General features: G+C 42.5%; 32 protein-coding genes and 5 pseudogenes. 18 read left to right on the forward strand and 19 right to left on the reverse strand.

What is annotated here, in order from left to right:
- Positions 1-43: 43 nt before the first annotated feature.
- The 3 genes and pseudogenes from GQR42_RS28905 to GQR42_RS16545 all read left to right on the forward strand — a co-directional run.
- Positions 44-451, forward strand: a complete 408-nt coding sequence (locus GQR42_RS28905; RefSeq protein ID WP_233271044.1) for a hypothetical protein — start codon at positions 44-46, stop codon at positions 449-451.
- A gap of 47 nt (positions 452-498) precedes the next feature.
- Positions 499-789: a hypothetical protein gene (locus GQR42_RS28910; RefSeq protein ID WP_233271045.1), complete on the forward strand. Its 291-nt coding sequence runs from the start codon at positions 499-501 to the stop codon at positions 787-789.
- A 354-nt stretch (positions 790-1,143) separates the two neighbouring features.
- Positions 1,144-1,349 (forward strand): annotated as a pseudogene (locus GQR42_RS16545) (hypothetical protein); the annotation flags it as partial.
- A 46-nt stretch (positions 1,350-1,395) separates the two neighbouring features.
- Here the strand turns inward: GQR42_RS16545 and GQR42_RS16550 are convergent.
- A pseudogene (locus tag GQR42_RS16550) lies at positions 1,396-2,833 on the reverse strand (NADP-dependent isocitrate dehydrogenase).
- A 622-nt stretch (positions 2,834-3,455) separates the two neighbouring features.
- On the opposite strand from GQR42_RS16550, the gene GQR42_RS16555 reads away from it, so the two are divergent.
- A complete protein-coding gene (locus GQR42_RS16555; RefSeq protein ID WP_158200780.1) occupies positions 3,456-4,739 on the forward strand; it encodes a protein kinase domain-containing protein in 1,284 nt (427 codons plus the stop codon).
- 42 nt (positions 4,740-4,781) lie between these two features.
- Here the strand turns inward: GQR42_RS16555 and dps are convergent, their stop codons facing one another.
- The 5 genes from dps to GQR42_RS16580 all read right to left on the reverse strand — a co-directional run bounded on the left by dps (position 4,782) and on the right by GQR42_RS16580 (position 7,397).
- The gene (gene dps / locus GQR42_RS16560; RefSeq protein ID WP_158200781.1) at positions 4,782-5,315 is read right to left on the reverse strand and encodes a DNA starvation/stationary phase protection protein Dps; all 534 of its coding nucleotides are present in this window, start codon (positions 5,313-5,315) and stop codon (positions 4,782-4,784) included.
- A 257-nt stretch (positions 5,316-5,572) separates the two neighbouring features.
- Positions 5,573-5,800: a type II toxin-antitoxin system HicA family toxin gene (locus GQR42_RS16565; RefSeq protein ID WP_158200782.1), complete on the reverse strand. Its 228-nt coding sequence runs from the start codon at positions 5,798-5,800 to the stop codon at positions 5,573-5,575.
- A gap of 2 nt (positions 5,801-5,802) precedes the next feature.
- Positions 5,803-6,009 carry a type II toxin-antitoxin system HicB family antitoxin gene (locus GQR42_RS16570; RefSeq protein ID WP_002739432.1) on the reverse strand — a complete coding sequence of 69 codons (207 nt, stop codon included), beginning with the start codon at positions 6,007-6,009 and terminating at the stop codon, positions 5,803-5,805.
- A gap of 93 nt (positions 6,010-6,102) precedes the next feature.
- Complete coding sequence (locus GQR42_RS16575; RefSeq protein WP_170915401.1) at positions 6,103-6,435, reverse strand: HNH endonuclease; 333 nt, start codon at positions 6,433-6,435, stop codon at positions 6,103-6,105.
- A gap of 230 nt (positions 6,436-6,665) precedes the next feature.
- Complete coding sequence (locus tag GQR42_RS16580) at positions 6,666-7,397, reverse strand: glutathione peroxidase (protein WP_158200784.1); 732 nt, start codon at positions 7,395-7,397, stop codon at positions 6,666-6,668.
- Positions 7,398-7,668: 271 nt separating this feature from the next.
- Between GQR42_RS16580 and GQR42_RS16585 the strand changes: the two genes are divergently transcribed.
- From GQR42_RS16585 to GQR42_RS16595, 3 genes are all read left to right on the forward strand, one after another.
- The gene (locus tag GQR42_RS16585; protein WP_158200785.1) at positions 7,669-8,619 is read left to right on the forward strand and encodes an undecaprenyl-diphosphate phosphatase; all 951 of its coding nucleotides are present in this window, start codon (positions 7,669-7,671) and stop codon (positions 8,617-8,619) included.
- A 682-nt stretch (positions 8,620-9,301) separates the two neighbouring features.
- Positions 9,302-9,508, forward strand: coding sequence for a helix-turn-helix domain-containing protein (locus GQR42_RS16590; RefSeq protein ID WP_233271046.1), 207 nt, complete (start codon positions 9,302-9,304; stop codon positions 9,506-9,508).
- Complete coding sequence (locus GQR42_RS16595; RefSeq protein ID WP_158200787.1) at positions 9,505-10,230, forward strand: restriction endonuclease; 726 nt, start codon at positions 9,505-9,507, stop codon at positions 10,228-10,230. Before GQR42_RS16590 ends, GQR42_RS16595 begins: the two co-directional genes overlap by 4 nt.
- A gap of 1 nt (position 10,231) precedes the next feature.
- Here GQR42_RS16595 and GQR42_RS16600 read toward each other — a convergent pair whose 3' ends face one another.
- A complete protein-coding gene (locus GQR42_RS16600; protein WP_158200788.1) occupies positions 10,232-11,395 on the reverse strand; it encodes a DNA cytosine methyltransferase in 1,164 nt (387 codons plus the stop codon).
- A gap of 255 nt (positions 11,396-11,650) precedes the next feature.
- On the opposite strand from GQR42_RS16600, the gene gyrA reads away from it, so the two are divergent.
- Positions 11,651-14,203, forward strand: coding sequence for a DNA gyrase subunit A (gene gyrA / locus GQR42_RS16605; RefSeq protein ID WP_158200789.1), 2,553 nt, complete (start codon positions 11,651-11,653; stop codon positions 14,201-14,203).
- A 133-nt stretch (positions 14,204-14,336) separates the two neighbouring features.
- On the opposite strand, the gene GQR42_RS16610 is transcribed toward gyrA, so the two are convergent.
- On the reverse strand, positions 14,337-14,867 hold the full coding sequence (locus GQR42_RS16610; RefSeq protein WP_158200790.1) for a ComEA family DNA-binding protein: 531 nt from the start codon (positions 14,865-14,867) through the stop codon (positions 14,337-14,339).
- On the reverse strand, positions 14,867-15,262 hold the full coding sequence (locus tag GQR42_RS16615; protein ID WP_158200791.1) for an NINE protein: 396 nt from the start codon (positions 15,260-15,262) through the stop codon (positions 14,867-14,869). The genes GQR42_RS16610 and GQR42_RS16615 overlap by 1 nt, the downstream gene beginning before the upstream one ends.
- Before the next feature lie 81 nt (positions 15,263-15,343).
- Between GQR42_RS16615 and asnS the strand changes: the two genes are divergently transcribed.
- Complete coding sequence (gene asnS / locus GQR42_RS16620) at positions 15,344-16,708, forward strand: asparagine--tRNA ligase (protein ID WP_158200792.1); 1,365 nt, start codon at positions 15,344-15,346, stop codon at positions 16,706-16,708.
- Between the two features lie 273 nt (positions 16,709-16,981).
- Here the strand turns inward: asnS and GQR42_RS16625 are convergent, their stop codons facing one another.
- The 4 genes from GQR42_RS16625 to GQR42_RS16640 form a co-directional block, all read right to left on the reverse strand.
- Positions 16,982-17,341, reverse strand: coding sequence for a DUF5615 family PIN-like protein (locus GQR42_RS16625; protein ID WP_158200793.1), 360 nt, complete (start codon positions 17,339-17,341; stop codon positions 16,982-16,984).
- Positions 17,319-17,615 (reverse strand): DUF433 domain-containing protein, encoded by a 297-nt coding sequence (locus tag GQR42_RS16630; protein WP_158200794.1) that lies wholly within the window; start codon positions 17,613-17,615, stop codon positions 17,319-17,321. The genes GQR42_RS16625 and GQR42_RS16630 overlap by 23 nt, the downstream gene beginning before the upstream one ends.
- 89 nt (positions 17,616-17,704) lie before the next feature.
- Entirely contained in the window at positions 17,705-17,980 is a 276-nt protein-coding gene (locus tag GQR42_RS16635) for a helix-turn-helix domain-containing protein (protein WP_002763755.1), read from the reverse strand.
- Positions 17,973-18,329, reverse strand: coding sequence for a type II toxin-antitoxin system RelE/ParE family toxin (locus GQR42_RS16640; RefSeq protein ID WP_158200795.1), 357 nt, complete (start codon positions 18,327-18,329; stop codon positions 17,973-17,975). The genes GQR42_RS16635 and GQR42_RS16640 overlap by 8 nt, the downstream gene beginning before the upstream one ends.
- 599 nt (positions 18,330-18,928) lie before the next feature.
- On the opposite strand from GQR42_RS16640, the gene GQR42_RS28915 reads away from it, so the two are divergent.
- The 3 genes from GQR42_RS28915 (at position 18,929) to GQR42_RS16655 (ending at position 20,437) form a co-directional block, all read left to right on the forward strand.
- Complete coding sequence (locus tag GQR42_RS28915; RefSeq protein ID WP_233271047.1) at positions 18,929-19,834, forward strand: hypothetical protein; 906 nt, start codon at positions 18,929-18,931, stop codon at positions 19,832-19,834.
- 124 nt (positions 19,835-19,958) lie between these two features.
- Positions 19,959-20,138, forward strand: a complete 180-nt coding sequence (locus GQR42_RS16650; RefSeq protein ID WP_158202498.1) for a hypothetical protein — start codon at positions 19,959-19,961, stop codon at positions 20,136-20,138.
- A 59-nt stretch (positions 20,139-20,197) separates the two neighbouring features.
- A complete protein-coding gene (locus tag GQR42_RS16655; RefSeq protein WP_158200796.1) occupies positions 20,198-20,437 on the forward strand; it encodes a hypothetical protein in 240 nt (79 codons plus the stop codon).
- An 88-nt stretch (positions 20,438-20,525) separates the two neighbouring features.
- Here GQR42_RS16655 and GQR42_RS16660 read toward each other — a convergent pair whose 3' ends face one another.
- Entirely contained in the window at positions 20,526-20,849 is a 324-nt protein-coding gene (locus tag GQR42_RS16660) for a Txe/YoeB family addiction module toxin (RefSeq protein WP_158200797.1), read from the reverse strand.
- Complete coding sequence (locus GQR42_RS16665; RefSeq protein ID WP_002751836.1) at positions 20,839-21,123, reverse strand: type II toxin-antitoxin system Phd/YefM family antitoxin; 285 nt, start codon at positions 21,121-21,123, stop codon at positions 20,839-20,841. The genes GQR42_RS16660 and GQR42_RS16665 overlap by 11 nt, the downstream gene beginning before the upstream one ends.
- Before the next feature lie 238 nt (positions 21,124-21,361).
- Between GQR42_RS16665 and GQR42_RS16670 the strand changes: the two genes are divergently transcribed.
- A complete protein-coding gene (locus tag GQR42_RS16670) occupies positions 21,362-21,802 on the forward strand; it encodes a hypothetical protein (RefSeq protein WP_158200798.1) in 441 nt (146 codons plus the stop codon).
- Positions 21,803-21,986: 184 nt separating this feature from the next.
- Here GQR42_RS16670 and GQR42_RS16675 read toward each other — a convergent pair whose 3' ends face one another.
- Positions 21,987-22,490 carry a hypothetical protein gene (locus tag GQR42_RS16675; protein ID WP_233271048.1) on the reverse strand — a complete coding sequence of 168 codons (504 nt, stop codon included), beginning with the start codon at positions 22,488-22,490 and terminating at the stop codon, positions 21,987-21,989.
- 288 nt (positions 22,491-22,778) lie between these two features.
- Between GQR42_RS16675 and GQR42_RS16680 the strand changes: the two genes are divergently transcribed.
- Both GQR42_RS16680 and GQR42_RS16685 read left to right on the forward strand, forming a co-directional pair.
- The gene (locus GQR42_RS16680; RefSeq protein ID WP_158200799.1) at positions 22,779-23,048 is read left to right on the forward strand and encodes a hypothetical protein; all 270 of its coding nucleotides are present in this window, start codon (positions 22,779-22,781) and stop codon (positions 23,046-23,048) included.
- Positions 23,045-23,464 (forward strand): putative toxin-antitoxin system toxin component, PIN family, encoded by a 420-nt coding sequence (locus GQR42_RS16685; RefSeq protein ID WP_158200800.1) that lies wholly within the window; start codon positions 23,045-23,047, stop codon positions 23,462-23,464. Before GQR42_RS16680 ends, GQR42_RS16685 begins: the two co-directional genes overlap by 4 nt.
- A 41-nt stretch (positions 23,465-23,505) precedes the next feature.
- Here GQR42_RS16685 and GQR42_RS16690 read toward each other — a convergent pair.
- Positions 23,506-23,730: pseudogene (locus GQR42_RS16690) on the reverse strand (Uma2 family endonuclease); the annotation flags it as partial.
- A gap of 176 nt (positions 23,731-23,906) precedes the next feature.
- Between GQR42_RS16690 and GQR42_RS16695 the strand changes: the two are divergent.
- Together GQR42_RS16695 and GQR42_RS28920 are read left to right on the forward strand one after the other, a co-directional pair.
- On the forward strand, positions 23,907-24,260 hold the full coding sequence (locus tag GQR42_RS16695) for a hypothetical protein (protein ID WP_158200801.1): 354 nt from the start codon (positions 23,907-23,909) through the stop codon (positions 24,258-24,260).
- An 8-nt stretch (positions 24,261-24,268) separates the two neighbouring features.
- A pseudogene (locus tag GQR42_RS28920) lies at positions 24,269-24,358 on the forward strand (PEP-CTERM sorting domain-containing protein); the annotation flags it as partial.
- A gap of 75 nt (positions 24,359-24,433) precedes the next feature.
- On the opposite strand, the gene GQR42_RS16700 reads toward GQR42_RS28920, so the two are convergent.
- Both GQR42_RS16700 and GQR42_RS16705 read right to left on the reverse strand, forming a co-directional pair.
- Complete coding sequence (locus GQR42_RS16700) at positions 24,434-24,787, reverse strand: type II toxin-antitoxin system RelE/ParE family toxin (protein WP_158200802.1); 354 nt, start codon at positions 24,785-24,787, stop codon at positions 24,434-24,436.
- The gene (locus tag GQR42_RS16705; RefSeq protein WP_158200803.1) at positions 24,780-25,118 is read right to left on the reverse strand and encodes a UPF0175 family protein; all 339 of its coding nucleotides are present in this window, start codon (positions 25,116-25,118) and stop codon (positions 24,780-24,782) included. The genes GQR42_RS16700 and GQR42_RS16705 overlap by 8 nt, the downstream gene beginning before the upstream one ends.
- Positions 25,119-25,367: 249 nt before the next feature.
- On the opposite strand from GQR42_RS16705, the pseudogene GQR42_RS16710 reads away from it, so the two are divergent.
- Positions 25,368-25,738: pseudogene (locus tag GQR42_RS16710) on the forward strand (phycobiliprotein lyase); the annotation flags it as partial.
- Positions 25,739-25,787: the final 49 nt, after the last annotated feature.

Genomic DNA, 25,787 nt, shown 5'->3' on the forward strand with positions numbered 1-25,787 from the left:
AATATACCATCTCACAATTAACCATATATCAGGAAAATTACTCATGTTTAAACTCCCAACTTTAACCTTAATTACTGTGGCTGGTTTGTTAGTGGCGACGGCAGAAACTTCCCCCGCCGCTGTGGTCAATGGAAGTTTTGAAACGGGTAATTTTTCTGACTGGAATACCAGTGGACAAGCGAGCGTTGAAACTTCAAGTTTTCAGGTTACACCAGTTAACGGAAATTATCAAGCATTGTTACAAACTTGTGTTTTTATCGGTGCTTGTGATGACAGTCAATCCTTGACTAATGCCAATGATTTAGAATCATTTCTCAGCTTATCGGGTAATCAGTTAAGCAATCTATTTGTTACTGAAGGATCCGCTATCAAACAGACTATTACTGCTAATGCTGGCGATATTTTCAGCTTTTCTTGGAATTTTCTGACTGATGAAGTGCCGCTAATGTAGATTACAATGATTTCGCTTTTTTTACCCTTAATAATACTTTATATTCTTTGGCAGATACTCAATCTAGTTTTCCAGTCAATCCTTCTTTTTCCCCTGTAACGAAAGAAACAGGCTATCAAACCTACACGATACCAATATCGGTGACTGGAACATATACTTTAGGGTTTGGGGTAGTTGATGTGGATAAGACAGGAGGAGGAAATGCTGCTGGAAATTCAGCTTTATTAGTTGATAATATCAAGCTTACTAATATAGCCAAAGTTCCTGAACCTGATCCTATTTTCGGACTATTATTAACTCTAGGATTAGCTACTAAATGCCAGCGCAAGAATTGTTAACAGTCCCCTGAAATACTAAATGAAGAAAGTGACGGTGACGGTTCTAAGTTTCCGATGGAGACTGAGAAATTAACTTAATATCGGTGGCTAAACTGAGCCATTATAACTATAGACGAATGTTTACTTATTTTGTCGCTTTCATGAGAAATTTATGTCACCGATAGTGATCGCTTTCTCGCAATCACCCGCTAAAATTGTCATTGTGAGGAGGTAATTGTCGGTAGCTTGAAAGAGGTCAAAGACAATGCTCCTAATCTAAAAATTTGTTACAATAGGTAGAATTTCTAATAATCATGGGGGATAATGAACTTATACGATATGAGCGCCTGACTTTCTGATTGGCAGCGGCTCGCCATGAACCAAACAACCGCCAATTATGATGAATCATGGAAAGAAGCATTAACCGAGTATTTTGAAGCATTTTTAGGCTTCTTCTTTCCCGAAGTTCACCAACTAATTGATTGGACAAAAATTCCCGAATCCCTAGAAAAAGAACTAAAACGGATTACCGCTTTAGCCAAGACAAAAAAACGTTCTATAAAGTTTGGTTACTGAACGGGATTTCCCGAAAAATAGGGCAGTTTTCAGGCTACCCTAACCGGAAAATTAATCCCCAAAATGGGAGATAATCGCGTCGGCAAATTCGGAACATTTCAGGGGAGGATTAACGGGAGGTTCCATCAGACGCGCTAAATCGTAGGTAACTTGTCGATTAGCGATCGCCGCTGCGATGCCTTTTTTAATCAAATCGGCCGCTTCTTGCCATCCCATGTATTCCAACATCATTACCCCAGAAAGAATCACCGAACCGGGGTTAATTCGGTCTAAACCGGCGTGTTTAGGGGCTGTGCCGTGGGTTGCCTCAAAAATAGCGCAAGCATCGCCAATATTCGCCCCGGGTCCCATCCCTAAACCCCCGACGATCGCCGCTGCCGCATCGGAGAGATAATCACCATTCAGGTTCATGGTAGCGAGGATCGAGTATTCATCGGGACGGGTTTGGATCTGTTGGAAGATACTATCGGCAATGCGATCGTTGACCATAATTTTATCTTGCCACCGGCCATTACCATGGGTTTCCCAGATAGCATCGAGAACACTGGTCACTTCTTGGCAGATTTTGGCTTTTTTCTCGTCCGTGAGGGCATCATAACCCGGTTCCACCATGCGGGCGTTATCTTCAATGCTCAGATCAGGGTTTTTCTCCTTATTGCTGAGTATCCATGATTCCATCTCGGTGACGCACACATCCCGGAATTCACTTTTAGCTAATTCGTAACCCCAATCCCGGAACGCCCCTTCCGTATATTTCATAATGTTACCCTTGTGGACGAGAGTAACTTGATTTTTCGGTTTCGGTAAAGTCAGCGCTCGTTCGATTCGCCCGGCGGACTAATCTTTGGGAACCCGTCTTACTAATCGGTTTGATCCCGATACCCGCATCGAGGGGAATTTGTTTGTTACCGTGTTCGGGAGTGGCGGGAATTAGTTCGGTGTTGAGATAATTAATCAGTTTATCGGCGATTTCCGTGCCTTGTTTCCATTCGATGCCGAGATAAATATCCTCGGTATTTTCCCGATAGACGATGACATCGAGTTTTTCCGGGGTTTTATGGGGGGAAGGGGTTCCCGCATAGTAACGACAGGGACGAACACAGGCATAAAGGTCAAAAATTTGCCGCAAAGCCACATTCAGGGAACGAATGCCGCCACCGATGGGAGTGGTCAAGGGACCCTTGATGGCTATACCATATTCTTTAATCGCTGTCAAGGTATCTTGGGGTAGATATTGATAGGTCCCGTAGATTTCGCAAGCTTCATCGCCAGCATAGACTTTAAACCAATGGATTTTCCTTTGACCAGCGTAGGCTGTGGCGATCGCAGCATCGATAACTTTTGCGGTTGCGGGCCAGATATCGACCCCCGTACCGTCACCGCGAATGAAGGGAATGATCGGATCATCGGGAACTAGAGGTTTTCCGTCAGAAAAAGTAATTGTCGAGCCTGTTGTCGGTGGGGTAATTTTTTCGTAGCTCACAGTCATGGGCTTCCAGAAACAGTATTTATCTATACGTTGGGAGTCTAGCGCCGTCAATATCTATACTCAGGGATTTTGGGTAATTTCTTAAAGATTCCCTTGCTGGCAGCAACTTCGTACCTCACTATTAAGATAACTGCTATAGCTAACGGAACAACACAAGGGTAAAATTGTCGTCTAGGGTTCTAGGAAATCCGATGATCGCTACGTTTTGCAACTCCCCAAAATCGCCGTCCCAGAAACTTAAAGATAGTTCCAGAACATAGATTAATTTTATTGGATCGAGCGGGTAACTGTCAAGAAAACTGCTCTGGTTTCTCAGGGATTGAAGCGATTTTTCTATCCGTTAATGCCTCCAGGCAATCCTAACGGATTCCTAGGCAATTAACTAACAAGAAAAAGTCATGGCAGTCTTAGAAATGCTCCCCGTTCCCTTTTGCTCGTCCCTTCGAGGCAGCCTTGGCGAATAGATAATTAAGATAACTCAAATAGGACTGCCATAGCAATTCTTTCTAGGCAAGGCGGCAATTTTTAATCAATTGTTAAAATATTAAAAGGATGGGAAAGATGGCGGCTAGAGTTTCCAGAGTGAGCTATCCTAGAGATACTACTTACGCTATCCTCGCCCATGCTCGATCGAGTTCTCCATAGTCGTTATCAAGTCCAACAGTTACTGGGAAAAAAAACTATCTTAGCTAGGGACAGACACACCAGCCAGTTAGTTATCATTAAACTTATTCCTGTTCCTAGTGGGCAAGCGAGTCAGTTTATCGGAGAAATAACCAGTAAAATCACCCTGTTGCGACAACTCTTTCACCCATCTCTCCCCAAATACCTCGATAGCTTTGAGATAGATTCATCCCAAGAACAAATCATCGCTATTGTCCGACCTTATTTATCAGCGCAACCTTTAGAAAACTATCTTAACTCCAGTTATTTGTTAGCAGAACAAGACCTCAAACAAATTGCCAAATATCTCTTGGAGATTCTCTCCTATCTCCATCAGCAGGATGTCCCTCTTAACCACGGCAATATCAAACTTAGTAATATCCTCTTTGATACCCAGTCCCATCGTTTTTATCTAGTTGATTTTGCCTTTGATTCCGATTCTCCCACCACCGACTTACAGGATCTAGGCAAAAGTTTGATCAGTTTAGCCACGGGGATTAAGCATAGTTACATACCCGAAAATTTTGAACAAAAAACTAATCTAAGTGCTTTTTTCATCTATTGGTTAAAAAGATTATCAAGCTCTCACCCAGACTATCATTTTCCTTCGGTGACAGAGGCTTTGTCCAGTTTATATAGTTGTCAATTGATCTTAGTATCTATTGGCAATCTGACCAAACCCTACGGCAGCGAAGTTACTGTTTATAAAAAAGATAATCTCCTGCAAATAAAAATCGCTAGTAAAACCAAACAAAAGTTTTTCAACAATCTCAAAACCCAGTTAAGACAGTTTTTACCATCCCTATTCTTTACGATTATCCTCTTAACCATAGTCGCTATTTACGAGATCAAACTGGTCGCTTTTTTAATCCCAATTATCCTAATTTTTCTGCTCAATTTAATCTCCTCTAGTTTATCTTGGCAGTTGTGCAAATCTTTTTGGCAGGGGGAACTAGAGTTAAAAATTACCTCCCAAAAAGTTTCTCTCTACCAAAAACTCTGGGGACTGAAATTTAAACTAACTGCCGATGCCGCCAGTTCCGAAATTTATAGTCTCATTCGTCGCAATGTCACTGTCACTATGCAGGGAGAAAATGTTAATATTATTCCTCCTTGTCTGGTTCTCATTGCCAACCATCGAGAATATATTATCACTGCCAGTGAAGATATTAGCGAAGCCGAATTAGATTGGTTGGCACAACAATTAAGCGATTGGCTACGTTTACCGATTACGAGAATTTAAGGTGTATTAAGCTACGTTAACACACCCCATATTTATCTATATTTAACCGATAACATCGGAAGATGTAATCAGATGCGCTTCTAGGAACCAGAGACGTTTATCGATGTCCCGGGAGATTTCCGTATAGAGATCCGCTGTGTCGGCATCCCCTTGATTGCCAGTGGTATCAATAGCAGAACGAAGATGGGAAGCGTATAAGGCATAACGTTCGGCTAAAGCAACGATATGTTCACTACCATCGACGATATCAGCAGGATATTCCGGCAGAATCGAGTTAGCGGCGGCGATGCGTGCTGTTCCCAAAGCGGTTCCACCTAAAGCAGTAATCCGTTCTGCTACCATGTCCCCATAGTCTTCTAATTCCGTGGCCATTTCGTCGAAGAGGCTGTGTAATTGATAGAAATTTAAACCTTTTACATTCCAGTGGGCTTGTTTAACCTGAGTTTTTAGGTCTAAACTAGCGGCAAGGGTTTGGCTTAAGATTTCAACAACAGCTTTGCGGATATCTAATCCTAAATCGATGCGGGTGGCGTAGTATTGTCCCGTGGTTTTGGTTTTGACTGGAGTGGCTACCATAATCTTTCTCCTTGATCAGTTAACAAATACTCGATAATTTTTGTGGCTGCATAAGGGACTGATTTTGATCCTATTGGACGTTGATAATAAACTGAAAAACGGCCAATTAATTCGGACAACAAGTAGCTGATAACTGATACTTCCAATGCGCCCAGTACAAGTAACGGATCGAATCAGCGGCATCAGATAACCTTGAACTGAGCATCAGCAGCCTTCGTCCGTCCGCTGCACTCGAATTGTTAGACCTCTCTTATCGCTCATCTCATGCCAGAAACAAATTCTTGTACCGTAATTCCAGCAGTACGAATAAGACCACGAAGCGTACCCTTTGCCACTTCACGATGATCAGGAACAGAGAGTGTTACCTGTTCGCCCTCCTTAACCATGATAATATGGCTTGCACTTTGACGCGCAACTTGCCAGCCGAAGGTTTCAAATACTCGGACTACCTCACGTCCGCTGAGAACAGGAAGAGCAGAGGACATGATTATGCCATTACCTCTACTTGGTGAGTTTCAATCGTTAGCGGTAGCCCACGTTCTGCACGAACTTGAAGGCAGGCGATAATTGCATCTCTGATATTTTCAAGAGCTTCTGCTCTCGTTTTACCTTGGCTGACACAACCCGGAATGCTGGGGCATTCTACAACCCAAACTCCATCTTCGTCACGGTCAAGTGTTACAGTCAACTTCATAAGTTTTCACCACAATCTCCCAGCTTATAGTTTACCTCGTGTTCTCACCTACCTATTAGTGGATGACAAGAACCTTCAGTAATCAAAGCTACATCAAGGAAGATACCGAATTGGGTTTTGCCCACCTTCAGCAAACTCAACCCAATTTACGGATGTTGCCCCTATGTACTGAACATGAGTTAATCGAATGTCGTATCGACCTTCCCTGTCTGCTGGCTCTGCACCAGCATGGTTCGCTATGTACAAATTATTCGCATTATTCTCATCATCACGATGATAAAGAATAATACGGTCAACTTCACGATTGGGATCGATCTTCCACTGACCCGTTGAACCAGTGTTGTCATCGTGGAGAACAAAGTGTTTTCCCTCTGTAAAGATAACGACTACCTTTTCATTTGGCTTTATGAAGTCACGGGCTTTCACAAAATAAGCAGTTCTCATACTTGTGAGGCACAAAGTTTCTGGTTTTAGTTAGTTAGGGAACAGGCAACAGATGGTGTACTTTATAAGACTGAGAAACGCTATAAATGATTAACGAAATACATCAGACTACAATCACACCCAACAAAAAAGCTCTAACTTGCCCGGGCAAAACCTCTCACAGATATCTCTCCAGTTGCAATGGAAAGATAACTTGAGGTCTAACTGATTAATTATGCTCCTAAATAAGCCGCTAATTCTTCCGAACCGCCAATTAATTGGCCGTCAATGAAGACTTGTGGGGTGGTAGTATTGCCACTCATGGCCCGCAGAGAACGACTGGTGGCATCGCGTCCGAGGATAATTTCTTCGTATTGTAGGCTTTTTTCTTCTAACATTTTCTTAGCCCGGAGGCAGTAGGGACAACCCACTTTCGAGAAAAGAGAGACTAAAGGCGGTTTTTTGGCGGATGGGTTGATGTAGTGTAACATCGTTTCTGCATCGGAGACTTGGAAAGGATCTCCCGGTTCTTCCGGTTCGATGAACATTTTCTCGATAACACCATCTTTGACTAGCATCGAATAGCGCCAAGAACGTTTACCGAAACCTAAGTCAGCTTTATCGACTAACATCCCCATTCCTGCGCTAAATTCGCCGTTACCGTCGGGAATCAAGACGACATTATCACATTCTTGGTCTTTTGCCCACTCGTTCATGACAAAGGTATCATTCACCGACAAGCAAACAATAGCATCTACGCCATTTTCCCGAAAAACTGGGGCTAATTCGTTATATCCGGGTAAATGAGAGGTGGAACAGGTGGGAGTGAATGCCCCGGGTAAGGCAAAAAGAACAACGGTTTTTCCTTTGAATAATTCCTCGCTGGTGATGTTCACCCATTGATTATTTTGACGTACGGGAAAGGTGACATCGGGAACTCTCTGCCCTTCTCGGTTTGGTAGCATAATCGTCAACTCCTAATTGCTAAGTCATACTCATTTCGAGTTTGTCTAAACTAAGTGTACTCATAACGACTATGAGTTGTCAACAAGTATTTATACTTAAATTAGTGATCAGTTATCAGTGAATAGTATTAAGTGGCAAGTTCGGAGCCTTCTTTTCACTGATTACTTTTTATTGTTTACTGAAAGGGAAATTGCTGTTGTCTTTTCACTGATTACTGGTTACTGTTTACTGATAACTGAAAAAAGCTCCCAACCCCTTTTTTACTGAAAAATGATGTTTTCCTTCCTGAAAAAAAGCTATAAATGGCTAGGAATAGCGATAATAACGGTGATTTTGGCGATTACACCCGCTGCCATTGCCCAATCAACCACGAACAGGATTCCTATCGCCAAAATTGACTGGTTACAGGCGATTTTGTTGGGATTTGTGCAGGGAGTGACGGAATTTTTGCCGATTAGTAGTACCGCTCATTTAAAAGCGATTCCCGTCTTTTTGGGTTGGGGAGATCCCGGTGTCACCTATACAGCAGTGATTCAATTGGGCAGTATTGCGGCGGTATTGTCCTATTTTTGGCAGGATTTAAGGCAAATATCCACGGGAATGGTGAAAGCGGTGGCTAGTTCCGATTATCGTTCCCAGGATTTTCGTTTAGCCGTGGGGATTATCCTAGGCACAATTCCGATCGTTTTCTTCGGTTTGTTAATGAAACTTTTCATTCCCGATTTAGATAATTCCCCCCTGAGAAGCATGACAGCGATCGCCTGTGCCTCCATAGTCATGTCTTTACTCTTAGGTACGGCCGAAAAAATCGGGAAACATAAACGCAGTTTCGAGACTTTGCGACAAAAAGACGGGGTTTTAATGGGATTAGCCCAAGCTTTAGCCCTAATACCGGGGGTATCTCGTTCTGGGTCCACCTTAACTGCCGGGTTATTCATGGGTTTAGAAAGGGCAGTAGCGGCGCGATTTTCCTTTCTGTTGGGGATTCCGGCGATAACTTTAGCCGGTTTAGTGGAATTTAAAGGCGTTCTCGACCAGATTAACACCAGTGAATTAATTCCCCTGGGTATTGGGGTAATTTCCTCGGCGATATTTTCCTATCTTTCGATCGCCTGGTTATTAGATTATCTCAAAAAACAGAGTACCTGGGTTTTCGTCTGGTATCGTCTCTTTTTCGGGGTTACTATCCTGATTGGTGTGGCCTGGGGGCGTTTTTCCTGACCTTTTGGCATTCTAATTAGGGTTTGCGGCAAAAAGTTTGTTGGTGGGGACAGGGTGTGGGGTGTGGGGTGTGGGGTGTGGGGTGTGGGGTGTAGGTTTTTACAGATTTTCATCTGGTCAATTACCTAATTTTCAGGGAAAAAGTACCTGAATTTTCCCCCAGATCACTCCCATATCTGGCACTTTTTGATTGACAAAAAGTCTAAAAGCCTTACCCAACAAGGGTTTTAGCTTCATTCAGCAAACCCTATATAAAGGTTTCATCCCTTATAACCCCCGTCCATTGCATAACACAAACCGAAGAACCCGGATCATTAAGCTCAATCATCATCGATTCTTGAGCTGCCGATCGGGCCATAAGTAGTCGTGCAAAATTAATTTCCTAGTGAAGATAGGCAAGAGGCAAGAGGCAAGAGGCAAGAGGTGGTTAGATATGTGTAATTAATTTTGCTTAGGTACTTAATATTAACTCTTGATCGCATTTTTATTCTATCCTAATTATCGAGGGAAAAACTGCTAAAGGCGGTCTTCATTGGCGATATTAAGAGTTTTCTGATCAAGAGGACGTTTTTCTATCCGAGAGATTGATGTGACAGATAGTCCGTAGATTTATCGTCCACTAAGAACGATTATAGACTTTATGGAAAAATCAAAAGCAGTAATTTTAAGGGTATTGGGGTTAATGATCCGAGAGCATAGAGCAGCTTTAGGCATATCACAAGAAGAACTAGGGCTACGTTGCCATCTTGATCGTACCTATATATCTGGACTAGAGCGAGGAGTAAGAAATCCTTCTCTTACCGCGCTTGTCACTCTGGCGAAGGGATTAAACATAACTGTATCCCAATTACTGGAAAATTTAGAGATAGAAATAGAGAAACCGGAATGAGTTCTGATTTAGTAGAAGCTCTAAAAGCAAAGTTTAAAAAGGGTTCATCACAGTACAAAGTCTTCGAGTTATTATCAGATCGAGCTTGGCATTGTCGTACCTGTGAAGGGAAAAAAATAGCATCGGAGCAATATGCTGGTGGCGTTGGTATCCAAGGATTAGAGCGTGGAAATAGGAGCGGTCGCCAGGGGCTAGTAATAGAAACAAAACGGGAATACTGTCCAATTTGTCAGAAAACAACAACTTGGGATCGATGGACTGGAGAAATGCGAGCGGCGAATGCCTCCGCCAACATACCGCCTCAATTAGTAACTAGAATTTTGGAGTTTTATCGATATAAAGATGTGATTGAAAACAGAACCAGACAGTCACATGAACTGGTTATTGACCATCGTTTTCCTATGGAACGTTGGGGGATAAGTGAACCAAGTCATGATGTCAATATGAGTGTAGCTGAGATCAGAAACAAGTTTCAACTTCTCAAAAAAGATAGTGCGGGAAATCATAATTTATTAAAGTCAAGAAGTTGTGAAAAATGTATTAAAACTGGTCAGCGAGGAACACCAATGGATATCAGATTTTGGTATTCTGGTGGAGAGAACTGGCCGGAAAATATTCCTCAATCTGGAGCAGAAGCAGAACAGGGCTGTGTAGGTTGTGGTTGGTATGATTTTGAAACATGGCGTAATTCTCTTAATATCAAATTAGCTGAAGAGCGGTGATTTATCTTGCCAAATCTTCAATATTTTTATTACCTGTAGCTATGAGATTTAAGTAGGGAATAAGAGCATAGCCAATACACTCTGCCAAACGTGGAGGTACGGCATTTCCAATTTGCCACATCGCTTTTTTCATTGTTCCTTCAAAAATAAAGGAATCGGGAAAAGTTTGTAATCTAGCCATTTCTCTGGCTGAAATAACCCGATTTAAATAGGGATGGATATGAGTACCGCCATGATTTTCTTTAATTGTCATACTTGGCTTACCCCGATACTGTCGTTTGAAGGCATCAACATAAGTTTCATACAAGGAACCACCGGGAGGAACTTGAGCTATTCTGGCCATATATTCGGGGGAGTGACGAGTCCATTCGTGATTGATACTGGGAAGAGGTTCATAAGCAGGTAAATCGGAGATAGCTGCTTCAATCGGTTGGTATTTCTCCGGTACTAATTGAGGACTTGGATAAGGATTTGGCAGCCCAAATCTATTGGCTATAAAAATAGCTCTTGGTCTTATTTGAGGAACGCCATAGGCGGCAGATTCAAGAATTGCTATTGAAATATTTCTATAGCCAATACTTTGAAAAGCTTCCAGAATATTTTGCTTAATTTCTCCTTTTTTTATTGTTAGAATACCGGGTACATTCTCCATGACAACATACCAAGGATTTACTTCAGCCACAATGCGAATAAATTCTTTAAACAGATGATTCCTCGGATCATTAGCATCTCGTTTTCCAGCCACAGAAAATCCTTGGCATGGCGGACCACCCACCACAAGATGAATGAATGGATTGTCAATTTTGTCCAACCATTCTTGAGTATTAAAATCATGGATATCACCGCAGAAATGATGACAATTAGGAAAATTATTTTGATGGGTTGCTGAGGCGATCGGGCTAATTTCTGCACTGGCTACAGGGTTAAAACCTGCTTGCAATAAACCTTGGGTTATACCGCCCGCACCGGAGAATAGATCGATAAAATTATAGCTATTGAGAGGCTTAAGCGGAACGTTAACATCGACCAGGACTTGATAGGGATCACGCTTTACCGTTGCTAGTTCGCGCTGAATTCTTTCGTAACGACCTAACTTGGCTTTTTTCTGTTTGCTTACCGCCTGACGTGGTTGATTATCTGGAAATAATGACAATTGCAAATCCATTACTTTAAGAACAAATGGCCTACATGACAATATTGTGACAGATAGTCCACAGAGTGTCAAGATCGGGCCGGAATGAGGGAAAAGACCTTCAGCAAAAGTTTGAGCGCTGCCTCAAAACCCCAAAAAAGGCAGATTTTATGGTAGAATAGTCGTACAAATGGGCATATTCTGCACATCAAAAGGGTAAAAGCCCGATTTTTAGCGAATTTACTCACAAAAACGCTTTTTTGCCTTGTTATTGGAGTTAACCCCCCTATGACCGCCGCCCAGGATCATATCGTCCCCACAGACTTAAGCAATGAAATGTCCCGTTCCTACCTAGAATACGCCATGAGCGTCATCGTTGGGCGCGCCTTACCCGACGCTAGGGACGGACTGAAACCCGTACACCGGCGCATTCTTTATGCGATGTACGAACTAGGATTAACCCCCGATCGCCCCTTCCGGAAATGCGCTAGAGTCGTCGGGGAAGTATTAGGAAAATACCATCCCCACGGGGATACTGCCGTTTACGATGCTCTCGTCCGCATGGCCCAGGATTTCTCCATGCGCGATCCCCTGATTAACGGTCATGGTAACTTCGGATCGATCGATAACGATCCCCCGGCAGCCATGCGTTATACCGAGTGTCGTCTGCACACCCTGGCCACCAACGCCCTACTACAGGATATCGAGTCAGAAACCGTCGATTTCGCCGATAACTTCGATGGTTCCCAACAGGAACCCGTGGTTTTACCCTCTAGAGTCCCGCAACTGCTAATTAATGGCTCATCGGGTATCGCCGTCGGTATGGCCACCAATATCCCCCCCCACAACCTGGCCGAGATCATCGATGGAACCGTTGCCCTCATCCATAACCCCGATCTCACCGATACGGAATTACAGCGTTATATACCGGGGCCGGACTTTCCCACCGGGGGGCATATCCTTGGCAGAGACGGTATTCAGGAAGCTTACACCACTGGCCGCGGTTCCATTACCCTGCGGGGAGTCGCCTCCATTGAAACCATCGAACAAAGGGGAAGACCCGATCGAGATGCTATTATTATCACCGAACTGCCCTATCAAACCAATAAAGCGGCATTAATCGAAAAAATCGCCGATTTGGTCAACGATCGCAAAATAGACGGTATTTCCGATGTGCGGGACGAAAGCGATCGCGACGGCATCCGGGTGGTGATCGAACTGAAACGAGATGCCTATCCTCGCGTCGTCCTCAACAATCTCTATAAACAAACGCCCCTCCAGTCGAATTTTGGGGCGAATATGTTGGCCTTAGTCGATAACGAACCGAGATTACTGACTTTAAGGGAGTTTCTCCGCGTTTTCCTCGATTTTCGGGTAGAAGTGATCACCCGTCGTACCCGTTATGAACTCCGCAAGGCCGAGGAAAGGGATCATATCCTTCAGGGTTTACTAATTGCCCTCGCTAGTCTCGATGCAATCATTGCCCTGATTCGCAGTGCTGCCGATACAGCTACCGCAAAAGAGGGATTAGTGCAGAATTTTGGTCTCTCAGAGGTGCAAGCAGACGCAATCCTACAAATGCAGCTGCGACGGTTAACCGCCCTAGAATCGGAGAAAATTCAGCAAGAACACGGGGAATTACTGGCAAAAATCAGCGATCTTCAGGATATTTTAGCCAGAAAAGAACGTATCGACACCATTATTGAGGAAGAACTGCAACAGATCAAAACGATTCACGCTACCCCCCGTCGCACTCATATTGAACAACGGGAAGGAGAAATCGCCGAAACTGACTTGATTGCTAACGAACAGGCCTTAATTCTCGTCACTGAACAGGGTTACATCAAAAGAATGCCCGTTAATACCTTTGAGTCCCAAAATCGGGCGACAAGGGGCAAAGCTGGCGCGAAAATGAAAGAAGACGACGGCATCGATCACTTTATCACCTGCCGCGATCACGATAGCGTCCTCTTTTTCACCGATCGCGGGGTTGTCTATAGTCTCAACGCCTATCATATCCCCACCGGTTCCCGTACCGCTCGCGGAGTTCCGATCGTGCAACTGTTAGAGATTCCCAAAGGGGAGAAAATCACCTCGGTGGTGGCAGTCAGCGAGTTCAGCGACGATAATTACCTGATTATGCTCACACAAAAGGGATTTATCAAGAAAACCGCCCTCGCTGCCTTTAGTAATATTCGATCGAACGGTTTAATCGCCATTTCTCTCGAAGACGGTGATCAACTGCGTTGGGTTCGCTTGGCTAAAGAGGAAGATAGCGTCATTATCGGTTCTCGTCAGGGGATGGCAATTCATTTTAAGGCCGATAGTCAACAATTGCGCCCCCTGGGAAGGGCAACTAAGGGCGTAAAATCGATGAAATTGCGCTCAGGTGACGAATTAATCAGTATGGACATCCTACCTAGTCAAATTGTCGCCCAAATCGCTGAATCTAACCAAGAAGAAACCGAGGACGAAAGCGAAGAAATTAACCCCGAAGTGGCTAATAATGGCCCCTGGGTGTTAGCGATTACCATGGCAGGACTAGGAAAACGGGTTCCCGTTACCCTCCTCCGGCTGCAAAATCGGGCGGGATTAGGAGTCAGAGTGATTAAATTCCGCAAAAAGAACGATAAATTAGCGGCTCTGCACGTTGTTAACCCCAACGAGGAATTTATGATTATCACCGAACGGGGTATTATTATCCGTCAATCCGTCGATGCTATTACTCCCCAATCGCGATCGGCCGGAGGCATCCGGGTACAAAAACTCGATGAGGACGATGCGATCGCTGCTGTCGCCCTAGTTCCCCCTAGTGATGGGGAGGAATCTGAAGATAGTTAGGGTTTACTGAAAAAGTGACCTGTGGGGTGATGGGGAAGTGGGGAAGTGGGGAAGTGGGGAAATTGAACTAAAACCCCAAAACCCCAACCCCCAACACCTAAAACCTTCCTGCTGCCTTCGTTAAAATTTGGGATTAAAACTGGAAAAAGTGCATTAATTGGGAGATTTCCTGAGCTTCTAAGGACAAACGCCCTTTAAAATCCACAATATTCCTAAATAATCCCTGTTCTTCTCTGTTTTTAATAATGGCAGCTGCCAAATTATCACTGACGAGGGGTAGGGTGGTTAACTGCTCGATCGAGGCGGTGTTAGGATTGATTTTAGGGGGTGCGAGGGGACTTTCTGGAGTATAATAGGCAAATTCTAGAATCGGTTCCCAAGCTTTCAATCTAGCCACAGGAACACTCAAGGCAGCCGCTAGATCTTCAAGACAAAGCAATTCTACCCCCATACCCAGCAATTCCACCAACATCCGCGCTTGATGGATGGATATCCCCGGCAATCGCAGCCAATCATCCACACCCGCTTGACTGACATTAATTTTAATGCCCAATTGCGTCGCCATAGCGATCTCATCGAGGGAACGAAAGCGATAATAGGGATCATTGCTAATTTTGGCTTTTAAAGGGTTAAAAGTGCGTCCTAACCAGTTTTGCGGTGTCATTATAGTAATTGTCGCCGTTTTTCTTCAAATTCGTACTCAGAAATCAATCCTTCTTGCCGGAGGCGCTCTAATTCCCTTAAAGCTGCCCCGATCGCCTCTACCTGTTTAGGCTCTAAACTGGGGACAGTGGCAGCAGCGGTGGCAGTGGGAAAATAGTTAGCCAAAAATTGGTTATCTTGGATTAAATACCACACCGCATCGATCGCGCAAGCCACCCGGGGAATCGGAGTTTGCCAAAGGAGAAGATAAATAATTCCCCAGAGAGGTTGACCGAGATAGAATTTATGAATACCGGCGATAGGAAAGGGTAAAGCGAGAATACTACCGATAAAAGCCATAAAAATCGCTAATTTACGGCTTTTGGGCTTACTTAATAATTTTTCCACCAGAAGCATGAGACCTGTTCGAGATTGATTTTAGCCTGATCTGAACTTTCTATCCTAAAATACTCTTTGGTTCTAACATAGGGATAAGCAATGACTAGCAGAATCAAGGAAATTTTTCAGACAGGACAACCCGATCAATCCGTCACCGTGCAGGGTTGGGTGAGAACAAAACGAGAATTAAAAGAATTTACTTTCCTGGAAGTTAATGATGGCTCATCCCTGGCCAACTTACAAGTTATCCTCGAACCGACTTTACCCGATTACGAAAATGTACTAAAGACAATTAGTACAGGAACAGCGATCGCTGTTTCGGGAAATTTGGTTCCTTCCCCGGGTAAAGGGCAAAATATCGAGTTAAAAGCGGCCGAAATCACCCTTTATGGTGACTGTCCTGCGGATTATCCCCTACAAAAGAAACGTCATTCCTTTGAATTTCTGAGAACTATTGCCCATCTGCGAGGAAGAACCAACACCCTAGGGGCAGTAATGCGGGTTAGAAACGCTTGCGCTACCGCTATTCACACTTTTTTCCAAGAAAAAGGCTTTATTTGGGTACATACTCCTATTATTACCGCTAACGATTGCGAAGGTGCGGGAGAATTATTTACTGTCACCAGTTTAGACTTAAAAAAACCCGCCAATTTTGCCGAGGATTTCTTTGGTAAACGGGCCTATTTAACCGTGAGTGGACAATTACAAGCGGAAGTAATGGCTATGGCCCTATCTAATGTTTACACTTTTGGCCCGACTTTTCGCGCCGAAAATTCTAATACTTCCCGTCATCTGGCCGAGTTTTGGATGGTGGAACCGGAAATGGCTTTTTGTGACTTGGAAGGAGATCAGGATTTAGCGGAGGCATTCCTTAAATATATCTTTAAATTCGTCCTAGAAAATTGTCCCGAAGATTTGCAGTTTTTTAACGAACGTATCGATAAAACGGTGTTAAGTACGGCCGAGAATATCGTTAATAGTGAGTTTGGCCGGATTACCTATAGCGAAGCGATCGAGTTATTAGAAAAAGCCGATCATCAGTTCGAGTTTCCGGTAGAATGGGGCGTAGATCTACAGTCAGAACACGAACGTTATCTAGCGGAGGAACTATTTAAAAAACCCGTGATTGTCACCAATTATCCCAAGACAATCAAAGCTTTTTATATGCGTCTAGATGACAATAATAAAACTGTTTCCGCTATGGATATTTTAGCACCCAAGATCGGCGAAATTATCGGCGGTTCCCAACGGGAAGAACGATTAGATATACTGAGACAAAGAATGCAGGAACAGGGAATGAATCCCGATGATTTGTGGTGGTATTTAGAGCTGCGTCGCTACGGTTCTGTTCCCCACGCCGGTTTTGGTTTAGGATTCGAGCGTCTGGTACAATTCATGACGGGAATGGCCAATATTCGCGATGTGATTCCTTTCCCCCGTACACCTTTAAGTGCCGACTTTTAGAATGATGCCTAGGATCGACGGGAGAAAAGTTGTAATCCTCAAGCTTTCAGAGCTAATTTGCTTGGTCTTTGGAAACTTGTACAACTTTATTGTACAAGTCCAAGCTCTTGAACTCCCCAAAAACCCCAAAATCTCGATCGCTGGTTAGGGAGAGGAATATAAAGATTTATTAAATTGTAGCTTAGGCTACAGCTTATTTCAGTTTTGTGTGTACTCTATTGTCGTCCAGCTTTGGTGTTGGGTTGGGCTGTTCCTTAGCCAAACCTAGAAAAGCTAATAGTTCCACTGATTCAGGGAGATGAACTGATTGGCCAGAGGAATATTAGCAGTTTCCAGATTGGCGATCGCTCTAACAATCTCCTGACGACCCATATTCTTTGAGCGAAGGTCATTTTGATAGATGACTAGGATTCCGGGGTGAATGGGGTCTTCTTGGTGAAGAGCCTCAAAGTCATCACAGTTGTGGGTTAACAGCACTCGATTTTCCCTTCTGGCGTAGTCTAAGACTAGAGAATCTACCTTTCTGGCTAAACCAGCTTCGTTAGCTGTGATCACATCGTGACCAGCTTTCTTTAACAGGCTAACTAGAGGCTTGGCTTGGGAATCTTCATCAATGAGTAAAGGTAGGCTCAATGGTAACTCCCTCAAGTACGATCCGGCGCTCTTCTGCCGCTTCAGAGTTCAACAGAACCTGATGAGTTTGGCAATATTCCATGACCTCTTCAACCACAGCCAAGGGTAAATCCCAATTTTCGGCTGTCTCTTGGGGGGTTTCCTGGTTGGCGATCATGTCCGAGTAGATGACAGAAGCTTTAATCCTCGTTCCTTTGATATATAGCTGCTGTCGCCAAGAATCAGGACGTTTCTCTAAATACTGCCATTGGGTTTTTGCTGCGTTGGTAGTCATGGCGATACCTTGATCAAAGCTGGTATCCCTAGTCTATCAGCTAGTTGGCGCGGGACGGGATTTTCTGAATCGACAACCTACAGAAGCCGCTATCTTATTTCCACAATAAGTTCCTTTCCTAAAGCTTTGACGTATTTTTCTAAAGTAGAAATACCGACAGATTCCACATTCTCTTCTAGGTTGAAAACCGTTGCTTTATCCCAATTTAACTTACGCGCTAATTCTTCCTGAGTCAGTCCAGCTTCTTCTCTTGCCTGTGATAAGATAACTCCCAGCTTGAAACTGAGATAACCAGACTCGAAGCCTTGGCAAAATTGACTGTCAGTTTGTTTTCTCCTGTTAATATATTGTTCTACATCACTCATCGTCGAATCTCCTGTTTAAGTAGTCTCGTTTTCGTTGCTCTGCCAAATAAATCTCTTGAGATAGTGTTTTTTGAGTCTTTTTGGCAAATCCGTTCGTTAAAATAATTAAATCACTTTCTCCAAAAAAGCCCAGCAGACGGAATATATTATTGCCAATCTGAACCCTCACTTCCCAAATATCATCAGTATTGACTAATTTTTTCAGGTATTGACTCGGTACAGAATCTAACTCCTGAATTAAGCGTAACACCCACAACACTTTTTGAGCTTGTTTTCCAGACAGAGAATTTAAAAAATCTTCAACGGGGCTGGCTCCTGACTGGGTACGATAAAAAACAATCTCCTTCATATAATAATCAGTTTAAGAAAACATTTCAATATTTTAGTGATGCCATTTCATTGGGATTGTAGGGATTCCATATCGCCAGTCATTGGTTGTGCATTATCTTACATCGTCATTCAATAAGTAGTTGTGTAAAATAAATTTCCTAGTGAAGATGGGCACTCATGCAAGAGGTGGTTAGATATGTGTAATTAATTTTGCGCGCGGTACTTAACATTGTCAGAGTTGTGCAAGTGTCGGAATATTTTTCCCTGCCAAAACCGAACGAATGACACTAACTATAACAAAATAGAGAATCTGCTTCAACAACTTCGAGACAGAGATGAACGCAAAGGCGAATCTGACAGACCGCGCCACAATAACTCAAGGAAGACGATAGTTCGTCTGAGAAGCAGTAAAACAGCGGAAAACACCTGAGACTCCTTCTTCTGTGAATCCCTAGTTAGGGAGAGAAATATAAAATATTTATTAAATTGTAGCTTTTGATACAGTTGTGGGGGGGGGAATGTGTACTGTTTTGCTATTCGCCTTTGCTGTTGGGTTAGGCTGTCGCTTGACTCAACCCACTGTTCTCACGATCCACGTCTATTGGGGGAATTTCGAGTATGAAAGCAATCAAACGGCTACTAGCTTACAGTGCGCTAACCCCACTGCTGTTGCTAGTTTCAGCAAAAGATGCTAAGGCATCTCTTCTCGGTACAGATTGGTCGAATTTTAATAGCAACTTGTATTCAATTGACACTAACACCGGGACAGCTACTTTAATCGGCCCGACCGGACAGATTCGTATGATTGGCTTAGTTGTAGATGTCGATAGTACTATTTACGCCATCAGTGAAGAACCGAACAGCCGTCTTTGGACACTTAATCCTACGACTGGATCTTCTACTCTGGTAGGACTGCTTGGGTTCAACTTGCAGGAAGGTGACATGACTATTGATCCTGTTAGCGGTGATATGTATGTTGCTAATGGTAGTGGTGACAATCTATATATCGTCAATAAGGGAACTGCGGCAGCTACCTTAGTAGGAAGCTTTGGTGCTGCGGGACGCGACGTTTCTGGCCTACAATTTTTTGATGGTACGCTTTATGGATTAGCACTTAGGGACGGAGATCCAGATGTGTTGGGGACGGTAAATATAGCCAGTGGGCTGTTCACGACTATCGGTGCAACTGGTACTAATTGCGGGGTAATTGCTGCTTTAGGAAGAGACCCTGCCAGCGGCACTACCTATATCGGCTGCCCTAACACTGCTTTTGGCAATGATAATATGCTGTATGCCGTCGATCTGACCACAGGTGCATCTGTTCTATCCAATGCCCTCACAGGTGTTACATCAAGTATCTCTGGTTTTTCAGTAGCTGGAGAACCATCAATCTTGAAGCCAGTCCCCGAACCCACCTCAACCCTCAGCCTCCTCGCCCTCGGCACTCTCGGTGCAGCTTCAACCATCAAGCATAAACTAAAACCCTCTAAATCCACTGAAAAAGAAACCACAAAAGTAGGCTAAATTGCCTCTAAAATACCATAAATGCCCCTTCAATCAATCTTGAGGGGGTTTTGTTTTTTTATATCTCTTTTTTGGCAATAGATGCTATAATGAAAGGCCACTCTTGAAGATTGCTTGCTCGATCGTGGACTTTGAGATGATCAGCGATATCACGAATATCGAGATTATTGCCACAGGAACAGGAATTCGTAATCGGGAACGGTTGCAAAAACAGTATGGCAAAGGTAAATGGAGAAAATTAAAGGGCATAGCCCAAGTTCAGCTTCCCAATGGTATAGTAAGGTTAGCTGAAGTCCATTGCTAGGAAGCTCATGGCATCGGCAAAAAAGAATTTAAGCTCAAGTTACCGTTTCTAGATTGACTATGAAAATAGAGTCATCTCAAATAAATCAGTTCGCAGTTTGTCTCAATAATGAAGGCTACGAAGCTTCACTAGAGGTGGGCAAAATATACCGCGTTATCCCTAATGAAACAGCAGAAATAAACGGTCTAATTCGGGTTATTGATGAAAGGGTTGAAGATTACGCTTTTTCTGTGAATCGGTTTCATGCTATTGAGTTACCAAAGCCAATAGAAGAGGCATTGTTATCAATGGCCAATTAAAACCCTCCAACTTCACCGAAAAAGAACCCACAAAATACGTTCTTTGTCCCCTTTATCCTGTAACAGTTCTTGATGGGTTTGTCTGAGTTTAGCCTGATTGATAATGATAGCGAGCTTGTAAAAAATAAACCTTGTTTCCTGTGACTTTATAAACTAAACGATGCTCTAAATCGATCCGTCGTGACCAAGTGTCGGCAGCAATATACTTAAGAGGTTCCGGCCTACCCAATCCTGTAAACGGATCGCCATCCAAAATATCTGCCACTAAGTCTAAAATTTTATCGCCTTTTTTCGGTTCGTTCCGATACCACCAAGCTAAATCTGCTTTGAAATCAGGACTAAAAACGGGCAAATAACCATGAATAGGATTGTTTTTAGATTTATCTGGCTTATTTTCTCTTTTAGGAGTCAATTCCTAACTCCTCTTTTAATTCAGCTAATGTTTGAGGAGTTGCATCTTCTGTCTGGGTCCATGCTAAAGAGCGAAATAAGCGTTGGGCATTTTCTGGCGATCGCAATAAATAAACACACTCTAATAAACTGGAAAGCTCATCTTCAGCAATTAAGGCCACATTTTTCTGATTGCGACGCTTAATGACGATAATTTGAGATTCGTCACACACCTGATCTAAGATACTGGCTAAATTCATTCTCGCTTGAGAGTAGGTGGTTTCTTTGCTTAACATGATTTTTAGGGGAGACTTGTACAACCTTATTGTACAATTCCAAGCTCTTGAACTCCCCAAAAACCCCAAAATCTCAATCGCTGGTTAGGGAGAGAAATGTAAAGATTTATAAAATTGTATTTTTTAATACAGTTGTGGGGGGGGGATGTGTATTGTTTTGCTATCCGCCTTTGGCGTTGGGTTGGGCTGTTGCTTAACCTGGCTGCGAGGGGGCAAACACTTATGTACTGCGTAGCGAATGGTGATGAAAAAAAGATTTTTCAGATGGCTACCAATTTTAGCCTTAACTACAGCTTTATGTTCTAACTTCTATCAGAATCACGATGATATTGCTCAAGCTCGTAATTTAAGACTTGTAAGCAATGGTTTTGCTTTCGAGATTCAGAATTGTAATAAAGACAATAATTCTGTAGTTTGTACTTTTATGGTTGCAAACTTAGGGGAAGTCAGAGATCTTTATTTTTCTCCCACAGACTCTATCATCATTGATTCTACTGGCAAGCAATTGAAGGGATCGGAGGGTACTATTGGAGCAATAGGTCCAGGTAGTGCACTACTATTTAGAGATATGCCTTCTAGAGTCCCCATTAACGGAAAAATTCTCTTTAAAGGAAATTTGCCCGGAAGAATCGTTTATCTGCGATTAGTAGGTTCTAATTTCTCAGTTGAATGGAGGTAATATATTACCTCGGTTAACTGTTAACTGTTCACTGAATAAAGACTCGTAGGTTGGGTTGACGCAAGGAACCCCAACAACTTCCTGGAATATTTTCACAATTTTTGTTGGGTTTCGCCTTTTGAGCCGATTGGTAATACCTGAGCAATAATGATAGCTCAACCCAACCTACGGCTCTAAAGTATCATCAAAGAGAACTAAAATAATTTGGTGACTTCTCTGTGAACATTTCTCTTTCTATTTCTTGCTGGATTTCTCGTTGGTATTCTTCTCTTAGTCTCATAAGACTTTCTGTATGTTCTATACGCTGTTCAGCCACTTGTTTAAACTGAGGAAATATTGTGGCAAGTTTTTTAATTTCCTGCCGTAGATCGTCTCTTTTTGACGATAACGGATCCCATTCCCAAGAAACAAGTTCAGAAACATACTTATCAAATACATCTTTAAACTCAGGCAAAGTAGCAACAAACTCCTTTAACCTGTCCATTGTATCATAACTAAAACCGAGACTTTCAGGTGTTGCGGAAATCCACTGACTAATAGCAACCCTAAAATCTGGGTATTTCTCTAGTAGTATCCTAACATCGGCAGCAGATAAACCTCCGTCAACCATCTGTAACCATTGCTGACGAACAGAATTCCGTTGGACAGGATCAGTAATGTGGTCAAAACAGTTATCGAAGTATGACATATTTTTTCTCCGAATCACTCATAGTTTTAGTGTAACCGTTCAGGGGCGGTTGTCAAGTAGCCAGTGGTATTGATTCTGTGGGAGGACTCTCCTGGGGTAGTATAAATGTAGAGGGAGAAACATTACCTCTCAAGGTGCGAATCGCCGAGTATCATCAATTCCCAGATTAGATTCCAAGGTAGCAAATCCTAGCTTGAAAAATTCGCTAAAATATATATAATTAACTTAATCAGATTATTTATAAAGTCTGTTTAACAGCTAAAGCTAATAAAGTTGATTTTGAAGCCGATGACCAAAGAGCTACTCATAGAAATCAATCGAGAAGGAAACATCGAACTTCCTCCTGAAGTTCAAACCCTCCTCAACCCAGGAGATAAATACATGATTTCCCTGACGGAAGACTCCATCATTCTCAAAAAAGTTCATCAAGATAAAGTCAATCTAGAGCAATTCTTTGAGCGACTAGAAGCAATGGAACCAGACCCCAATCAACCGACTCTGGCTGAGATTAGCCAGATGATTGAAGAAGCTCGCCAAATTAGACGGGCCAACTCATGAAAGCTGTTGTAGATGTCAATGTTTGGATTTCAGGATTGTTGTGGGGAGGAGTTCCGGGTAAAATCCTTAAATTAGCTAAAAATCAAAGAATTACAATCTTTGCCTCCCAAAAGATCTTAGCTGATATAGAAGATACATTAGAACGACCCAAACTCCAATCTCGAAAACAATATTGTGGATATACAACTGCATACCTGATGACTATCGTTCAAGAACTTATACAACCTTGTGTTGACAGACTACTAGAAGTTCCTCAACTTAGAGATCCAGATGATGCTGTTATTTTAGCGAGTGCTATAGTTATTCAAGCAGAAGTTATTATTACAGGAGATTTAGATTTACTAACATTACATAACTTTGAAAATATCCCCATCATTACTCCCCAAGAATTTCTTAGTCGCTACTTTAATGAGTAGAGAAGAGGAGTAAGGTAATTAATTGAGATGGGATTTAATCATTATTCTTCAGTTAAAGTAAAATCAATTCGTTGATAAATATCCAGCAATGAGATTTGAAAATCTACAGAATACAACCTTAAATCATCATTCTCTGATTCAAATGCTTTAAACAACCATTCACCGTTATTTTGTTGATAAAATTGTTCGACATAATAACGGTATTGATCGATCAAAATATATTCCTTAAAGTCAGGAACTGAACGATAAAACTTAAACCTATCAGAGATTCGTAGATTCGTAGGTTGGGTTGACGCAAGGAAACCCAACAACTTCCTGGAATATTTTCACAATTTTTGTTGGGTTTCGCCTTTTGAGCCGATGGGTAATACCGGAGCAATAATGATAGCTCAACCCAACCTACGGCTCGATTAATTAATAAACTTATTCAGGAATGATAGTTATGGCAATCAGAATCAAACTTTGGGCAGATTATGGAAGTTACCCACTTTGGGGAGTAGATGAAATTGATAACATTGCTCCTGAAGAATTACCATTAAGTAAAGAAACTATTCAACGTTTAAACCCATGGCAGGATACTTACGATAAGACTTTAAATCAAGACTATCCACCTTTATCAGATTTTCCTAATCAGCAAGCTGAAACGGATTTTAAACAAGAAGGAATTAATTTATGGAAACAGTTACGTCTTGAACTGGCACCAGATTATGAAGTTTTCTACCAAAATGAAGGTCAATTGTTCAGACATCCTCAGGAAATAACCACAAAATCTACAGTACAAAAAATAACAGTTTGAGTATCATCACCCTCGGCACTCTCGGCGCAGCTTCAACCCTCAAACGCCAACTAAAACCCTCCCAATCCACCGAAAAAGAAAGCACAAAAGTAGGCTAATTTGCCTCTAAAAATACCATAAATGCTCCTTCAATCAATCTTGAGGGGGTTTATTTTTGGCATCTATTAATACTTCTAAAAATTGTCAAACTTATCAATGATGTCTTGAATTTGCTGCGCTGGGATGTCTGTTTGGTCAGATTTGGCATAGATGAGGAGCATCAAAACACAACTATTGTCTTTAAGTTGATAGATAACACGATAGCCGCTACTTTTGCCCTTTTGAATATCGCTGTTTTTGAGGCGAACTTTAAAGACAGTGTAGCCTATTCCTGGTATTTGATCGCCGATGAATTTGCCTATCTGAAGGTCATCAATTAGAGGTTGTAGGTCAGTACGAATGCTCCGATAGCGTTTGGCGAGGATGCGAAGTCGATCCTTGAATTGATCGGAGAAAAGGAGCTTAATAGGGGTAATTTCTTCAGTCATCTATGCCATCCCACAGTTCAGAGATGGGATGTACTTTGCCCTCTTTAGCTTGCTTAAGAGAAATACGAAGACTGGTGAGGATGAGTTCTTTTGGTTCGTCGTCGGAGTCAGTAGGTGGAGTGAGGATATTACGCGATACTAACAATTGGTAGAAATCATTGATCGCCATTCCCGTTAGTTCGGCTGCTTGTTCAAATTGAAGGCGTTGCTGCTGATAGAGCATGACAGCGATTTCCGTGAGCATTTGAGCTTCAGTCATTTGTACTCTTTGCAGAAGTTCAGTGGGAAGGATGAGGCTCATAGAGGTTTCATTAAGTGGCAATAACTTCATTGTATCGCCATTAAAAAGAAACCACAAAAGTAGGCTAAATTGCTTCTAAAAATACCATAAATGCCCCTTCAATCAATCTTGAGGTGGTTTATTGTATAATTGAGGGATGAGACTCGTAGTTGGGTTGACGCAAGGAAACCCAACAACTTCCTGGAATATTTTCACAATTTTTGTTGGGTTTCTCCTTTTGAGCCGATTGGTAATACCTGAGCAATAATAATAGCTCAACCCAACCTACGGCTTAAATTAACTATCCCTGGGTTTAATTTAGGTTTCTATACCATCTCGGAAAAAGGAGAAGAAGTGCGACAAAATCTTAATCTTTTATTTGTGGTTAAAGCATAAAATAACGGTTATTTAGAAGGCGATTATCTTCGTGATTGCACCTACGAAGAAGCAAGACCAATTATCTCCGCTTTTCGCTTTGATTCCACCACCAGAGAGTTATTAATGACCACCAATTATACTCGCAGTGTTTCCGTGGATTCAATTACTTTAATCAATCCAGACCTGCGAATTCGCAAAATTATTAACTATCAACGTCCCCAGGAGGGGGAACCGGGGAACCGTTAGAAAAAGTTCTCTTGGTCGGTTTTGGGGTTGAGTGTAAAGTCAGTTAAAAAAATATTTCTTTTCCCCCCCCTTGATTCTCCAGTCAAGGGGAGATTT

Source organism: Microcystis aeruginosa FD4, from assembly GCF_009792235.1.
GTDB classification, from domain to species: domain Bacteria; phylum Cyanobacteriota; class Cyanobacteriia; order Cyanobacteriales; family Microcystaceae; genus Microcystis; species Microcystis viridis.

Excerpts from the sequence above, each read along its gene's own strand:
- GQR42_RS28905 (WP_233271044.1), top strand. The coding sequence starts at position 44 with ATGTTTAAACTCCCAACTTTAACCTTAATTACTGTGGCTGGTTTGTTA.
- GQR42_RS16555 (WP_158200780.1), top strand. The coding sequence starts at position 3,456 with ATGCTCGATCGAGTTCTCCATAGTCGTTATCAAGTCCAACAGTTACTG.
- dps (WP_158200781.1), bottom strand. The coding sequence starts at position 5,315 with ATGGTAGCCACTCCAGTCAAAACCAAAACCACGGGACAATACTACGCC.
- GQR42_RS16565 (WP_158200782.1), bottom strand. The coding sequence starts at position 5,800 with ATGTCCTCTGCTCTTCCTGTTCTCAGCGGACGTGAGGTAGTCCGAGTA.
- GQR42_RS16570 (WP_002739432.1), bottom strand. The coding sequence starts at position 6,009 with ATGAAGTTGACTGTAACACTTGACCGTGACGAAGATGGAGTTTGGGTT.
- GQR42_RS16580 (WP_158200784.1), bottom strand. The coding sequence starts at position 7,397 with ATGCTACCAAACCGAGAAGGGCAGAGAGTTCCCGATGTCACCTTTCCC.
- GQR42_RS16585 (WP_158200785.1), top strand. The coding sequence starts at position 7,669 with ATGATGTTTTCCTTCCTGAAAAAAAGCTATAAATGGCTAGGAATAGCG.
- GQR42_RS16590 (WP_233271046.1), top strand. The coding sequence starts at position 9,302 with ATGATCCGAGAGCATAGAGCAGCTTTAGGCATATCACAAGAAGAACTA.
- GQR42_RS16595 (WP_158200787.1), top strand. The coding sequence starts at position 9,505 with ATGAGTTCTGATTTAGTAGAAGCTCTAAAAGCAAAGTTTAAAAAGGGT.
- GQR42_RS16600 (WP_158200788.1), bottom strand. The coding sequence starts at position 11,395 with ATGGATTTGCAATTGTCATTATTTCCAGATAATCAACCACGTCAGGCG.
- gyrA (WP_158200789.1), top strand. The coding sequence starts at position 11,651 with ATGACCGCCGCCCAGGATCATATCGTCCCCACAGACTTAAGCAATGAA.
- GQR42_RS16610 (WP_158200790.1), bottom strand. The coding sequence starts at position 14,867 with ATGACACCGCAAAACTGGTTAGGACGCACTTTTAACCCTTTAAAAGCC.
- GQR42_RS16615 (WP_158200791.1), bottom strand. The coding sequence starts at position 15,262 with ATGCTTCTGGTGGAAAAATTATTAAGTAAGCCCAAAAGCCGTAAATTA.
- asnS (WP_158200792.1), top strand. The coding sequence starts at position 15,344 with ATGACTAGCAGAATCAAGGAAATTTTTCAGACAGGACAACCCGATCAA.
- GQR42_RS16630 (WP_158200794.1), bottom strand. The coding sequence starts at position 17,615 with ATGACTACCAACGCAGCAAAAACCCAATGGCAGTATTTAGAGAAACGT.
- GQR42_RS16635 (WP_002763755.1), bottom strand. The coding sequence starts at position 17,980 with ATGAGTGATGTAGAACAATATATTAACAGGAGAAAACAAACTGACAGT.
- GQR42_RS16640 (WP_158200795.1), bottom strand. The coding sequence starts at position 18,329 with ATGAAGGAGATTGTTTTTTATCGTACCCAGTCAGGAGCCAGCCCCGTT.
- GQR42_RS28915 (WP_233271047.1), top strand. The coding sequence starts at position 18,929 with ATGAAAGCAATCAAACGGCTACTAGCTTACAGTGCGCTAACCCCACTG.
- GQR42_RS16655 (WP_158200796.1), top strand. The coding sequence starts at position 20,198 with ATGAAAATAGAGTCATCTCAAATAAATCAGTTCGCAGTTTGTCTCAAT.
- GQR42_RS16665 (WP_002751836.1), bottom strand. The coding sequence starts at position 21,123 with ATGTTAAGCAAAGAAACCACCTACTCTCAAGCGAGAATGAATTTAGCC.
- GQR42_RS16670 (WP_158200798.1), top strand. The coding sequence starts at position 21,362 with ATGGTGATGAAAAAAAGATTTTTCAGATGGCTACCAATTTTAGCCTTA.
- GQR42_RS16675 (WP_233271048.1), bottom strand. The coding sequence starts at position 22,490 with ATGTCATACTTCGATAACTGTTTTGACCACATTACTGATCCTGTCCAA.
- GQR42_RS16680 (WP_158200799.1), top strand. The coding sequence starts at position 22,779 with ATGACCAAAGAGCTACTCATAGAAATCAATCGAGAAGGAAACATCGAA.
- GQR42_RS16685 (WP_158200800.1), top strand. The coding sequence starts at position 23,045 with ATGAAAGCTGTTGTAGATGTCAATGTTTGGATTTCAGGATTGTTGTGG.
- GQR42_RS16695 (WP_158200801.1), top strand. The coding sequence starts at position 23,907 with ATGGCAATCAGAATCAAACTTTGGGCAGATTATGGAAGTTACCCACTT.
- GQR42_RS16700 (WP_158200802.1), bottom strand. The coding sequence starts at position 24,787 with ATGACTGAAGAAATTACCCCTATTAAGCTCCTTTTCTCCGATCAATTC.
- GQR42_RS16705 (WP_158200803.1), bottom strand. The coding sequence starts at position 25,118 with ATGAAGTTATTGCCACTTAATGAAACCTCTATGAGCCTCATCCTTCCC.